The organism is Streptomyces sp. NPDC111520 (assembly GCF_055635295.1).
Genome location: NZ_JBVKBW010000008.1, coordinates 446154 through 458680, shown reverse-complemented (window position 1 = coordinate 458680; position 12527 = coordinate 446154). Strand labels below are relative to the sequence as shown.

At 74.7% G+C, this 12527-nt stretch carries 10 protein-coding genes, 2 rRNA genes and 1 pseudogene; 11 read left to right on the top strand and 2 right to left on the bottom strand.

All coding sequences use genetic code 11. The annotated features are described in order from the left end of the window. The 4 genes and pseudogenes from ACZ7MY_RS22015 to ACZ7MY_RS22000 form a co-directional block, all read left to right on the top strand. A 23S ribosomal RNA gene (locus tag ACZ7MY_RS22015) occupies positions 1–97 on the top strand; the annotation flags it as partial. A gap of 105 nt (positions 98–202) precedes the next feature. Further along, a 5S ribosomal RNA gene (rrf, locus tag ACZ7MY_RS22010) occupies positions 203–319 on the top strand. Positions 320–695: 376 nt separating this feature from the next. Next, positions 696–1574 carry a hypothetical protein gene (locus ACZ7MY_RS22005; RefSeq protein WP_499603874.1) on the top strand — a complete coding sequence of 293 codons (879 nt, stop codon included), beginning with the start codon at positions 696–698 and terminating at the stop codon, positions 1572–1574. Continuing rightward, a pseudogene (locus tag ACZ7MY_RS22000) lies at positions 1556–2428 on the top strand (hypothetical protein); the annotation flags it as partial. The gene ACZ7MY_RS22005 and the pseudogene ACZ7MY_RS22000, both read left to right, overlap by 19 nt. A 126-nt stretch (positions 2429–2554) precedes the next feature. On the opposite strand, the gene ACZ7MY_RS21995 reads toward ACZ7MY_RS22000, so the two are convergent. Then, complete coding sequence (locus ACZ7MY_RS21995) at positions 2555–3838, bottom strand: DUF1015 domain-containing protein (protein WP_499603872.1); 1284 nt, start codon at positions 3836–3838, stop codon at positions 2555–2557. A gap of 72 nt (positions 3839–3910) precedes the next feature. Between ACZ7MY_RS21995 and ACZ7MY_RS21990 the strand changes: the two genes are divergently transcribed. Beyond that, positions 3911–4957 carry an HAD-IIA family hydrolase gene (locus ACZ7MY_RS21990; RefSeq protein WP_499603870.1) on the top strand — a complete coding sequence of 349 codons (1047 nt, stop codon included), beginning with the start codon at positions 3911–3913 and terminating at the stop codon, positions 4955–4957. A gap of 7 nt (positions 4958–4964) precedes the next feature. On the opposite strand, the gene ACZ7MY_RS21985 is transcribed toward ACZ7MY_RS21990, so the two are convergent. Next, complete coding sequence (locus tag ACZ7MY_RS21985; protein ID WP_499603868.1) at positions 4965–5312, bottom strand: sterol-binding protein; 348 nt, start codon at positions 5310–5312, stop codon at positions 4965–4967. Positions 5313–5458: 146 nt separating this feature from the next. Here ACZ7MY_RS21985 and ACZ7MY_RS21980 point away from each other — a divergent pair, with 146 nt between their 5' ends. The 6 genes from ACZ7MY_RS21980 (at position 5459) to ACZ7MY_RS21955 (ending at position 12519) form a co-directional block, all read left to right on the top strand. Further along, positions 5459–6490, top strand: a complete 1032-nt coding sequence (locus tag ACZ7MY_RS21980; protein ID WP_499603866.1) for a histone — start codon at positions 5459–5461, stop codon at positions 6488–6490. Further along, positions 6483–6755, top strand: coding sequence for a hypothetical protein (locus ACZ7MY_RS21975; protein WP_499603865.1), 273 nt, complete (start codon positions 6483–6485; stop codon positions 6753–6755). The genes ACZ7MY_RS21980 and ACZ7MY_RS21975 overlap by 8 nt, the downstream gene beginning before the upstream one ends. A gap of 7 nt (positions 6756–6762) precedes the next feature. After that, positions 6763–7569, top strand: coding sequence for a TlyA family RNA methyltransferase (locus ACZ7MY_RS21970; protein WP_499603864.1), 807 nt, complete (start codon positions 6763–6765; stop codon positions 7567–7569). Beyond that, positions 7566–8504 (top strand): NAD kinase, encoded by a 939-nt coding sequence (locus ACZ7MY_RS21965; protein ID WP_499603862.1) that lies wholly within the window; start codon positions 7566–7568, stop codon positions 8502–8504. The genes ACZ7MY_RS21970 and ACZ7MY_RS21965 overlap by 4 nt, the downstream gene beginning before the upstream one ends. Before the next feature lie 49 nt (positions 8505–8553). Continuing rightward, the gene (recN, locus tag ACZ7MY_RS21960) at positions 8554–10296 is read left to right on the top strand and encodes a DNA repair protein RecN (protein WP_499603860.1); all 1743 of its coding nucleotides are present in this window, start codon (positions 8554–8556) and stop codon (positions 10294–10296) included. Between the two features lie 1086 nt (positions 10297–11382). Then, a complete protein-coding gene (locus tag ACZ7MY_RS21955) occupies positions 11383–12519 on the top strand; it encodes a glycosyltransferase family 4 protein (protein ID WP_499603857.1) in 1137 nt (378 codons plus the stop codon). The last annotated feature ends 8 nt before the right edge of the window (positions 12520–12527 follow it).

The following is a 12527-nucleotide window of genomic DNA, read 5'->3' as shown; positions in this document are numbered from 1 at the left end:
TTAAGGCTCCCAGTAGACGACTGGGTTGATAGGCCGGATGTGGAAGCCCAGTAATGGGTGGAGCTGACCGGTACTAATAAGCCGAGGGCTTGTCCTCAGATGCTCGCGTCCACTGTTTGGTTCCCGGGTTGCGAACGGTCGCACCGGTTGAACCAGTCACTTAACTGAAAAGTGTGCTTGTTCGCCTAACACCCGATGGTGTTTCGGTGGTCATAGCGTTAGGGAAACGCCCGGTTACATTTCGAACCCGGAAGCTAAGCCTTTCAGCGCCGATGGTACTGCAGGGGGGACCCTGTGGGAGAGTAGGACGCCGCCGAACAATCTTTATGGACCCTCGGTCCTGGCCAAAGCGCTGGGACCGAGGGTCTTTTTGTTTTTGGCGTGGTGCGCAGCTCGCGGACTGGTACGAGAGACTGGCACTACAGCAGTACGAACGACAGGAGTCACGTCGATGTCCAACTCGCCCGAGGAACGGCCGGATCGGCCTGAGCGGCGCGCTCCGCGCCAGGGCGGCGACCGGGGTGGATACCGCAGCGGCGGCCCCCGGCGCGAAGGCGACCGAGCCGGCGGCGGCGGTTACCGCCGTCCCGACGACCGTCCGCGCGGACGGTACGAGGACCGGGGTCGCGATGACCGGCGTGACGACCGCGGTGGGTTCCGTCGTGACGACCGCCCGCGTACCGACCGTCCCCGCGATGAGCGTCCTCGTGATGACCGGCGGGATGACCGTCGTGACGATCGTGGTGGGTTCCGTCGTGACGACCGGCCGCGCTACGACCGTCCCCGTGAGGATCGTCCGCGCGATGACCGTCGTGACGATCGTGGTGGGTTCCGTCGCGATGACAGGCCGCGCTACGACCGTCCCCGCGATGACCGTCCGCGTGACGACCGCGGCGGTTACCGTCGTGACGACCGCCCGCGTACCGACCGCCCCCGTGACGACCGCCCGCGTACCGACCGTCCTCGTGAGGATCGTCCGCGTGACGACCGGCGTGACGATCGTGGTGGGTTCCGTCGTGACGACCGCCCGCGCTACGACCGTCCGCGGGATGACCGGCGTGACGATCGTGGTGGGTTCCGTCGTGACGACCGGCCCCGTTACGACCGTCCTCGTGAGGATCGTCCGCGCGATGACCGGCGTGACGATCGTGGTGGGTTCCGTCGCGATGACAGGCCGCGTTATGACCGTCCTCGTGAGGATCGTCCTCGTGATGACCGTCCGCGTGACGACCGCCGTGATGACCGTGGTGGGTTCCGTCGTGACGACCGCCCGCGCTACGACCGTCCCCGCGACGACCGGCGGGACGACCGGCCCCGTGGGCCGCGGCGGGACGACGACCGTGGCGGCTACCGTCGTGACGACCGCAGGGACGAGCGTCCCCGCGGGCCGCGGCGGGAGGACGAGCGGGGCCAGGGCGGCGGGCGCCGGCCGTACGTGCAGGGGCGCGGGCGGTTCGAGAACACCCGCGGCCGCGACGAGCGCCGTGAGGAGCGGGAGCCCGTCAAGCGGCTGCCGATCCCGGACGACGTCACGGGCCAGGAGATCGACCCCAGCGTGCGTCAGGAGCTCATGAGCCTGCCGAAGACGCTCGCCGAGGACGTGGCGCGCAACCTCGTCATGGTGGCCCGGCTGCTGGACGAGGACCCGGAACTGGCCTACGGCTACTCCAGGGTCGCGCTGCGGCTCGCGTCCCGCGTCGCCGCCGTGCGTGAGGCGGCCGGGTTCGCCTCGTACGCCACGGAGCGGTACGCCGAGGCGTTGGCCGAGTTCCGTGCCTGCCGGCGGATGACGGGCACGGTCGACCTGTGGCCGGTCATGGCGGACTGCGAGCGCGGCATGGGCCGTCCGGAGCGCGCGCTGGAGATGGCGGGTGCGCCGGAGGTGCACAAGCTGGACCGCGCGGGCCAGGTGGAGATGCGGCTGGTGGCCGCCGGTGCCCGGCGTGACATGGGCCAGAACGACGCGGCCGTCGTCACCCTGCAGAGCCCCGAGCTGGCGTCCAACGCCGTGCACCCGTGGACGGCGCGGCTGCGTTACGCGTACGCCGACGCGCTGCTCGCGGCGGGTCGCGAGGACGAGGCCCGCGAGTGGTTCGCCAAGTCCCTGGAAGCGGACCAGAGCGGCACCACGGACGCCTCCGACCGGTTGGCGCAGCTGGACGGCGTGGCCTTCGTGGACGTGCTGGACGAGGAGGCCGACGAGGAGTCGGCGGCGGACGGGACGGACGGGACGGACGAGGGGGCCGTGGCGGATCGCGACGGCGTCGTCGCCGCGGACGCCCCGGATGACGCGGACTCCGACGCGACCGACGACGAGGACGACGAGGACGAGGACGAGGCGGACGACGCCCACCGGGACGGCGAGGCGCGCGAGACCGCCGGGGCCGGTGACGCCGGCGAGCCGGACGTCGACCTGACCGACGAGGCGGACCCGACGGCGTTCCTCGACGACCCGTTCAAGTCGCCCTCCGAGCGCACCGAGGGCTGATCGCCGGAACGAAGGGCGGCATCCGCGTCATGCGGATGCCGCCCTTCGTGGTGTCCGGGGCCGGGATCAGTCGCAGGTGCCGTCGAGCTCCAGGCTGCGCAGCACCAGGCCGGTCGCCGGCTTCGGGCCGAACGAGGTCGACTTGCGCGGCATCGTCACGCCCTGCCTGGCGAGGTCGTGGACGACGCTCTCGCGCACCGGGTGGATGAGCACGGCCGTGCCGCCGAACTGCTCGGCCCGCTCGACCGCGGCCTCCGTGTCGTGGATGTAGTGGATGTGCTCGGGGGCGTCGGGTACTTCCCAGATCCGGTCCAGGAGCAGGCTGTGCAGCACGGTGGCGTCCAGCTGCCGCCACGCGTCGGGCCGGTCGCGCGGGATGGCCCGGTCGAGGGCACCGGGGTCCGGGCGGTCCAGGAGGTGGAAGCGGCCGTCGCCGGTGAGCAGGAACGCGTTGCCCTCGGCCGCGGCGGCCGCCAGGGCGGCCAGGGCCTCCGGCAGGGGGCCGGGCAGCTCCCGTACGCGGAAGGAGTCGCGGGCGGCCTCGACGGCCCGTGCGACCGGCAGTTGCGGCAGCACGCGGTGGATGGCGCGGACCCGCAGCGGGTAGCGAGTGGTGTCGACGAGCAGCACCAGGCCGTAGTCCCACGGGCTCGGGGCCTCGTGCTCGGCCTGCAGCAGCAGGTAGGTGGCCCAGCGGTGGTGGCCGTCGGCGATGACGGCCTGGTGCCGGGACAGGTCGGCGTCGACCGCCGCGATCGCCGGCGGGTCGGTGATCGCCCACAGCCGGTGCTGTATGCCGTCCTCGGTCGTCGTCGCGAGCAAGGGCGGCTCCGCGACGGCGCGTTCGACGACCTCGGCCGCCTCGCCGTCGTTGCCCTGGTACGCCAGCAGCAGCGGCTCGAGGTTGGCGGCGGTGGCGCGCATGAGGGCCGCGCGGTCGGCGACCGGGCCCGGCATCACGTCCTCGTGCGGCAGCACGATCCGCTCCTCCGGCGGGGTCAGCCGCAGGGCGCCGATCAGGCCGCGCTGCACCTGATCGCCCTCCCGCTGCTCGTACACGTACAGGGCGGGCTTGGGGTCGAGGGCCAGGACGCCCTCCTCCTGCCATTGGAACAGCGCCCAGGCGGCCTTGCGGTGCCGGCCGTCCGGGGGCTCGGCGGTGGGCAGGATGAGCCGCACGACGTTGTGCGGGTCGGCTGTCTCCAGGTGCCGCTGTCCCTCGGGCCGGACGACGACGTCGTACGGTGGCGAGGTGACCGCGGCCAGGCTGCCGACCCGCTCGGGGACGTAGCGGAGCGCGCGGAACGGCGCCAGCCGCAGGCCCCGTACAGCGGGTCCGGAATCGTTCATCCGGGCATGCTACGCGGGTCATGTCCGCGAAGTGTGCCGAGTGATCGACGACATACGAGGAGCGACCGCCCGATGAACCACCGGACCGGCCCGGCCGGCAGCGAGAGCCCGCTTGACCAGGCGTACGACACGGCCCTGCTCGACCTCGACGGAGTGGTCTATGCGGGTGGTGACGCGATCGCGCACGCCGTCGAGTCGCTCGGCGCGGCGCGGGCGCACGGCATGCGGCTGGCGTACGTCACCAACAACGCGGCCCGCACGCCGCAGACCGTCGCCGAGCACCTGACGCGGCTCGGCGTGCCGGCCGAGGCCGGAGAGGTCATCACCTCCGCGCAGGCGGTGGCGCGACTGATCGCGGATCAGGTCCCGGCGGGCGCGCGGGTGCTCGCGATCGGCGGTGAGGGACTCGTGGAGGCGCTGCGCGAACGCGGGCTCCAGCCGGTCGACTCGGCCGACGACGACCCCGCCGCGGTGGTGCAGGGCTACTCGCCCGAGGTGGGCTGGGGGCAGCTCGCCGAGGCCGCGTACGCGGTCAACCGCGGCGTGCCGTGGTTCGCGTCCAACACCGATCTGACGATCCCGACCGCGCGCGGCACGGCACCGGGGAACGGCGCGCTCGTCGAGGTCGTGCGGATCGCGACCGGCGGCGACCCGCAGGTCGCGGGCAAGCCGTTGCCGCCCATGCACCGCGAGACGGTCATCAGGACCGGGGCGCGGCGGCCGCTGGTGGTCGGCGACCGGCTCGACACGGACATCGAGGGCGCCCACGCGGGCGGCGTCGACTCGCTGCTGGTGCTGACCGGGGTCACCACGCCGGCTCTGCTGCTCGCGGCCCCGCCGCAGCACCGGCCCACCTACGTGGACGCGGACCTGCGCGGGCTGCTCACCCCGCAGCCCGAGGTCACGGACGCCGGCGGGGGCGCGTACCGCTGCGGGGGCTGGACCGCCTCGGTGCGCGACGGGGCGCTGCTGCTCGACCCTGCCGGCGAGGGCGAGGGCGAGCGCCCGGGCGAACCCATGGACGGGCTGCGGGCGCTGTGCGCGGCGGCCTGGACCCGGGCCGGGGACGGCTCCTGCGACCTGGACGCGGGGAAGGCGCTCGACCGGCTGGGGCTCTAGGCAGGCCCTAGAGGAGCTTGCGCAGCCGCAGCAGGTCGCGGAAGCCCGCCTCCAGCTTGACCCGGCCGCTGCCCCAGGCCTTCGCGAAGTGCAGCCTGCCGTCGACGAGCGCGACGAGGTCGTCACCGGCCATGGTGAGCCTTATCTCGGCGCGTTCGGCCGGCGGGCCCTGCACGGTGACCACGTCCTGGATGCTGCCGTCCACCAGACGTCCCACGAAGGTGACGTCGAGGTCGGTGATGCGGCAGCTGAGCGACCGGTCGAGCGCGGCCGCGCTGCGCAGGTCCCCCTCGGTCCTGGCGAGGTTCTCGGACAGCCGCTCGAGCGCGCTGCGGCACTCCTCGATGGTCGCCATGGGCGGTGCGTCTCCCGTTCGGACGTCGGGTGGTGCTGGTGCTGATCGACGGTACCGCAGCCCACCGTCGGGGAGATGCGGCGCCATAGGCGGTAGCGTCGTGACCGACGAAGTCTGGGAACTGGCGAAGGCGAGGAGTGAGGCGTATGCGGGACGCGTTGCGGACCTGTCTGCAGATCGCGGGCGGCCTGACCGAGGCCACCCGGCGACGGGCGGTCGGAGCGGCGAGGGAACTGCTCGACCAGACCGGGATAGACGTCGACGCGGTCCAGCGGAGCATCGGCGAGCGCATCCCGCCCGAGGTGCAGTCGCTCGCGGACGAGCTGATGGCGTCGGGACGGGCCAACCGCGACCTGCTCGTGGGGCTCATCCGCGAGGAGATCGACAAGGCGATGAGCCGGGTCGGCCGGCTGGCGGACGAGGTCACCAAGGTCGGTGTCGTCCTGGAGGCCCTGGAGCGCCGCATCCGCAACCTGGAGGACGGCGACCGGGAGCCGGCCGTGGCGGACCTGGCGGACGAGGAGCCGGACCCCGGTCTGTACGTGCCGCCGCAGCCGCCGGTGGAGCACGTGCCGGTCGACGGGTACGCGGCCGCGCCCGCGCCGGTCGCCCGTAAGAACGCCGCCCCGGGGAAGGCGCCCGCGACTCCTGAGGTCCCCGCGACTCCCGCGACTCCCGCGACTCCTGCGGCTCCGGAGGCGGCCGAGGCCGCGCCCGCGCCGGTCGCCCGTAAGAACGCCGCTCCGGCGAAGGCGCCCGCGGCCAAGAAGGCGGCGCCTGCCGCGAGGAAGACCGCCCCCGCGAAGAAGGCGGCCCCGGCGAAGAAGGCGACCGCTTCCGGCGGGGCGTCCACGGCGAAGAAGGCGGCCCCGGCCGTGAAGAGCACGACCGCCGCCGCGCCCGCGAAGAAGACGGCGGCCGCCAGGAAGGCCGCCCCGGCCAAGAAGGCGGTCCCCGCGAAGAAGACGGCCGCGGCGTCCGGCACCGCTGCCGCCACCCCGGCCAAGAAGACGGCGACCGCCAAGAAGGCCACCCCGGCCAAGAAGACGGCGACCGCCAAGAAGACCACCCCGGCCAAGAAGACGGCGACCGCCAAGAAGGCCACCCCCGCGAAGAAGGCCACGACCGCGAAGAAGACGGCGGCCCCCCGCACGCAGGAGGCGAAGGGCCGTGACTGAGACGGGGCCCGAGGGCGCGGCACACGCGCCCGGACCGGAGGCCGGGCCCGCGCCGGCGGCCCTCGCGGCGGAGGCCGCCGGAACGGGGCCGCGTCCACTGGGGGTCGTGCTGGAGGCGACGGGGAATACCGAGGTGGACGCCGTCCTTGTCCGCCTGCAGGACGCCGACCTGCTTCCCACCGAGGACCACGTCGAGGTGTACGAGGATGTACACCGTGGGCTGCGCGACACGCTCACGAGACTCGACGACGACAACAGGAGCTGAACCTCACGTGGCACGACGCCGACTCGACGCCGAGCTGGTGCGCCGGAACCTCGCCCGCTCGCGGGAACACGCCGGGCAGCTGATCGCCGCCGGCCGGGTGACCGTGGGCGGGACGACCGCGACGAAGTCCGCCACACAGGTGGAGACCAGCGCCGCGCTCGTCGTGACCAAGGACGAGTCGGACCCGGACTACGTCTCCCGCGGCGGCCACAAGCTGGCCGGCGCGCTGGCGGCGTTCGTGCCCCGTGGGCTGCTCGTCGAGGGGCGCCGCGCGCTGGACGCCGGGGCCTCGACGGGCGGTTTCACCGACGTCCTGCTGCGCGGTGGCGCGGCGCGCGTCGTCGCCGTCGACGTCGGCTACGGGCAGCTCGCGTGGTCGCTGCAGAGCGATGAACGCGTCACCGTGAAGGACCGTACCAACGTGCGCGAGTTGACGCTCGAGCAGATCGACGACGAGCCGGTGGACCTTGTCGTCGGCGACCTGTCCTTCATCCCGCTCGGGCTCGTCCTGCCCGCCCTCGTACGCTGCGCCGCGCCCGACGCGGACCTGGTCCTGATGGTCAAGCCGCAGTTCGAGGTGGGCAAGGAGCGACTGGGCAGCGGCGGGGTCGTCCGCAGCCCCGAACTGCGCGCAGAGGCCGTACGACAGGTCGCCGGGCAGGCGGCCGGACTGGGACTGGGGGTGCTGGGCGTGACCGCGAGCCCGTTGCCGGGACCGTCGGGGAATGTGGAGTACTTTCTGTGGCTGCGCGCCGGGGCGCCCGAACTGGACCCGGCGGATGTCGACCGCGCTGTGGCGGAGGGGCCCCGTTGAGCGAGACGAACGAGACGCACGAGGTGCACGGGACGTCCGGACGCACCGTCTTCCTGCTGGCGCACACCGGGCGGCCGGCGGCCATCCGCAGCGCCGAGCGGGTGGTCCAGGGACTCAAGCGCTGCGGCATCGGCGTCCGGGTGCTGGCCGAGGAGGCCGAGGAGCTGACGCTGCCGGGGAACGGCGCGGTGCAGCGGGTGCAGGAGATCGGACCGGACACCGTCGCGGACTGCGAGCTGATCGTCGTCCTGGGCGGTGACGGCACGCTGCTGCGCGGCGCGGAGTTCGCCCGCGCCTCCGGGGTGCCGATGCTCGGGGTCAACCTGGGCCGGGTCGGCTTCCTCGCGGAGGCCGAGCGCGACGACCTGGACAAGGTCGTCGACCGGGTGGTCACCCGCGACTACGAGGTCGAGGAGCGCATGACGATCGACGTCCTGGTGCGCAACGACGGCCGGGTCGTCCACACCGACTGGGCGCTGAACGAGGCGTCGGTGGAGAAGCAGGCGCGCGAGCGGCTGCTGGAGGTCGTGACGGAGGTCGACGGCCGCCCGGTCTCCCGCTTCGGCGGCGACGGGGTGGTGATGGCGACCCCGACGGGGTCGACCGCGTACGCCTTCTCGGCCGGCGGGCCGGTGGTCTGGCCCGAGGTCGAGGCGCTGCTGATGGTGCCGATCAGCGCGCACGCGCTCTTCGCGAAGCCGCTGGTGACCTCGCCGCGCTCGGTGCTGGCGGTGGAGGTGCAGCCGAAGACCCCGCACGGCGTGCTCTGGTGCGACGGGCGGCGCTCGGTGGACCTGCCGGCCGGGGCCCGGGTGGAGGTCCGGAGGGGGGCGGTGCCGGTCCGGCTGGCACGGCTCCACCACGCCTCCTTCACCGATCGGCTGGTCGCGAAGTTCGCGCTGCCGGTGGCGGGCTGGCGGGGCGCGCCGCACTGAGTTTCCCCTCAGGGGTGAGGCCCGTCGCGCGGCGGCCCGCAAACCTCGTATGGTCGTATCCGTGTTGGAGGAGATGCGGATCCGGTCGCTGGGAGTCATCGAGGACGCCGTGGTGGAGCTGTCGCCCGGCTTCACCGCGGTGACCGGTGAGACCGGCGCGGGCAAGACCATGGTCGTCACGAGCCTCGGGCTGCTGCTGGGCGGCCGTGCCGATCCCGGCCTGGTCCGGATCGGGACGAAATCGGCGTCCGTCGAGGGACGGATCACGCTGGACGCGGGCGCGCCCGCCGCGGTGCGGGCCGAGGAGGCCGGCGCCGAGCTGGACGACGGCGCACTGCTGCTCAGCCGTACCGTCTCGGCGGAGGGGCGTTCCAGGGCCTTCGTGGGCGGGCGCTCCGTCCCCGTGGGGCTGCTGGGCGAGCTGGCGGACGAGCTGGTAGCCGTCCACGGCCAGACCGACCAGCAGGGACTGCTGCGGCCGGCCCGCCAGCGCGAGGCGCTGGACCGGTACGCGGGCGACGCCGTGGCCGTGCCGCTGGCCAAGTACGCGGCCGCCTACCGGCGGGTGCGCGAGGTCGCGGGCGAGCTGGACGAGCTGACCACGCGGGCCCGCGAGCGGGCCCAGGAGGCGGACCTGCTGCGCTTCGGCCTGGAGGAGGTCGCCGCCGCCGAGCCGCTGCCCGGCGAGGACGCCGACCTGGCCGCCGAGGCGGAGCGGCTGGGCCACGCCGAGGCGCTCGCCTCGGCCGCGACCCTGGCGCACGCCGCGCTCGCGGGGAACCCCGAGGACCCCGAGGGCGTCGACGCGGGCATGCTCGTCGCGGGCGCCCAGCGCGCGCTCGACGCCGTCCGCTCGCACGACCCGGCGCTGGCCGCGCTCGCGGACCGGATCGGGGAGATCGGCATCCTCCTCGGCGACGTCGCCGGTGAACTCGCCGGGTACGCCGACGACCTGGACGCCGATCCGCGGCGCCTCGCGGCGGTGGAGGAGCGGCGGGCCGTCCTCGCCCACCTCACCCGCAAGTACGGGGAGACGATCGACGCCGTCCTGGCCTGGGCAGAGCAGGGCGCGGCCCGGCTCGGCGAGCTGGACGGCGACGACGAGCGGATCGATGAGCTCACGGCCGAGCGCGACGCGCTGCGCGCCGAGCTCGGCGACCTCGCCCAGGCCCTCACCGACGCGCGGACGGAGGCGGCGGAACGCTTCGCCGCGGCCGTCACGGCGGAGCTCGCGCAGCTCGCCATGCCGCACGCCCGCGTCAGCGTCGCCCTCCGGCAGACGGCGGACGAGGAGGGCATCGAGGTCGGCGGCCGCCGGGTGGCCTTCGGCGCGACCGGCGCGGACGAGGTCGAGCTGCAGCTCGCGCCCCACCCCGGCGCCCCGCCCCGGCCCATCGCCAAGGGCGCGTCCGGCGGCGAGCTGTCCCGCGTGATGCTCGCCGTGGAGGTCGTCTTCGCCGGGTCGGACCCGGTGCCGACGTACCTGTTCGACGAGGTCGACGCGGGCGTCGGCGGCAAGGCGGCGGTCGAGGTCGGCCGGCGCCTGGCGAAGCTGGCGCGCAGCGCGCAGGTCGTGGTCGTCACGCACCTTCCGCAGGTGGCCGCGTTCGCGGACCGGCAGTTGCTGGTGGAGAAGACCAACGACGGGTCGGTGACGCGGAGCGGGGTGCGCGTGCTGGAGGGCGAGGAACGGGTGCGCGAGCTGTCGCGGATGCTCGCCGGCCTGGAGGACTCGGAACTTGGCCGCGCCCACGCGGAGGAACTGCTGGCGGCGGCCCGCGAAGCCCGCTGACGCGCGCTGACGCGCCCCAGGACGGGGTACGCCGCATCGTGCCCAGCCTCTGTGCCCTGAAGGCGCGCCGGTCACCGCGTGCGCGGGCCGCGGTGCGGCTCGTCGCCGGCGACGGGTGGGCGACCGCCGTCCCCGGTGTGACGGGGTGCCCGTCTCGTCGTCCGAGGGCTGCCGGAGCGGGTCCGGGTGCCGTCGTTGCCGGTCGGTCCGTGGCCGGCTCGCGGTGAGCCTGGCCGTTTCGAGGCGCGGCCGGGGCGTGTGAATGCCGGGCCCGGTGACGGCTGGGCGACCGCCGTCCTCGGTGTGCCCGTCCGGGGTTCCGGAGGGGGTTCCGAGTGTCACCGTCGCGGGTCGGTCCGCGGCCGGCTCGGGGTGGGCCTGGCCGTTCTGTGGTGCGGCCGGCGACGGGTGGGTGGCCGCCGTGCCCCGGAGTGGGTTCCGGTGCCACGGTCGCCGGGGGCCCCGAGGGGGCTCAGCGTTGCGGGAGAGGCGGGCGTCCGCGTCGCCGGCCGGCCTGCGGTGGGCCTCGCCGTCCTGGGGCGCGTGGTGGCGGGTTGGTGGCCACCGAGCCCGTCCCGGGGTTCCGAGTGTCACCGTCGCCTGTCGGTCCGCGGCCGGCTCGCGGTGGGCCCCGCCGTTCTGTGGTGCGGCCGGCGACGGGTGGGTGGCCGCCGTGCCCCGGAGTGGATTCCGGGTGCCAGGGTCGCCGGGGGTCCAGGGGGTTGCGGGGGAGGCGGGTGTCGCCGTCGCTGGTCGGACCGCGGTGGGCTCGCCGTCCTGGGGCGCGCGCGGCGACGGGTGGGCGGCCGCCGTGCCCGGAGGGGGGTTCCGGGTGTCCGCGTGGGCGGGTGCGCCGGAGGCGCCGCCCCGGCGCGCGCGGATGCCACGGCCGACGGCGGGTACCCCGGCTTACGGGGGCGGGGTCGGCGTGATGGGGGAGCCGAGGGCACTCGTAAGGGTGGTCCCGCGTACGTGTGGCCGGGTGGGGGCGGGGCATCGCTCCCTGGATGGCCTATCGGCCTGGCATCCTTGAGGGAGCGGACCCGCCGCCCTTCCCACGATGCCGAGTCAGGAGTCCTACCCCGCGTGAGCAGTTCACCGAGCCCCTTGCACGGGCAGCTGCACGCCGTCCACGTGCTGGGCGAGACGGCGCGGGCCCATGTCGCCTCCGTGGCGGGCGGTTTGGTGGCGCGCGGTGTGCAGGTGACCGTCTGCGGGCCGGGCGAGGCCGAGGAGCGGTACGGATTCGGCGCGGCGGGCGCGAGGTTCGCCCCGGTCGAGATCACGCGGCGCTCGCAGCCGAGGGCGGACGCGGCGGTGGTGACGGCCCTGCGGGCGGCGTGCGCCGGAGCGGACGTGGTGCACGCGCACGGGCTGCGGGCCGCGCTGCTGGCCACGATGGCGCTGAGCGGGCGTCGTACGCCGCTGGTGGTGACCTGGCACGGCGCGGTGCTGGCCGAGGGCGCGCGCGGGCGGGTGCTGCGGCTGCTGGAGCGCCGGGTGGCGCGGGCGGCGGCGGTGGTGCTGGGCGCCTCCTCGGACCTGGTGGACCGGGCCCGTTCGGCGGGGGCCCGCGACGCCCGGCTCGGGCCGATCGGGGTGCCGGCTCCGCCGAGGGTCGCGCCGTCCGCGGAGGCGGCGGCGGAGGCGGAGCGGCGCCGGCAGAAGTCCCGGGACGAATTTGCCGTGGGGGAGCGTCCGTTGCTGCTCGCGGTGGGCCGCCTGGAGCCGCGCAAGGGCTACCACCTGCTGCTGGACGCGGCCCACGGCTGGGCGGGGCTGGAGCCGGCGCCCCTGCTGATCGTCGCGGGCGAGGGCTCGCTGCGTACGGAGCTGCAGGAGCGGATCGACGCCGAGGAACTGCCGGTGCGGCTGCTCGGCCGCCGTGACGACGTGCCCGAACTCCTCGCCGCCGCCGACGTGGTGGTGCTGCCGTCGCGCTGGGAGGCGCGCTCGCTGACCGCGCAGGAGGCGCTGCACGCGGGGGCGCCGCTGGTGGCGACCTCCGTCGGCGGTACGGCCGAACTCGTCGGCGAGGCCGCGGTGCTGGTGCCGTACGGCAATCCGAAGACGCTCGCCGACACCGTCACGCGTCTGCTGGCGGACCCGGCGCGGCGTGCGGGGCTCGCCGCCGCCGGTCCCGCGCAGGCCGCCACCTGGCCGACCGAGGATGACACGGTCGCCCAAGTGCTCAGCATCTACGACGAGTTGACCTCCTGCTGAGGGCCGCC

Coding starts and splice junctions, on each gene's coding strand:
- ACZ7MY_RS22005 (WP_499603874.1), top strand. CDS start 696: ATGAGCGTCCTCGTGATGACCGGCGGGATGACCGTCGTGACGATCGTG.
- recN (WP_499603860.1), top strand. CDS start 8,554: ATGGTCGTATCCGTGTTGGAGGAGATGCGGATCCGGTCGCTGGGAGTC.
- ACZ7MY_RS21985 (WP_499603868.1), bottom strand. CDS start 5,312: ATGGCGACCATCGAGGAGTGCCGCAGCGCGCTCGAGCGGCTGTCCGAG.
- ACZ7MY_RS21995 (WP_499603872.1), bottom strand. CDS start 3,838: ATGAACGATTCCGGACCCGCTGTACGGGGCCTGCGGCTGGCGCCGTTC.
- ACZ7MY_RS21980 (WP_499603866.1), top strand. CDS start 5,459: ATGCGGGACGCGTTGCGGACCTGTCTGCAGATCGCGGGCGGCCTGACC.
- ACZ7MY_RS21990 (WP_499603870.1), top strand. CDS start 3,911: ATGAACCACCGGACCGGCCCGGCCGGCAGCGAGAGCCCGCTTGACCAG.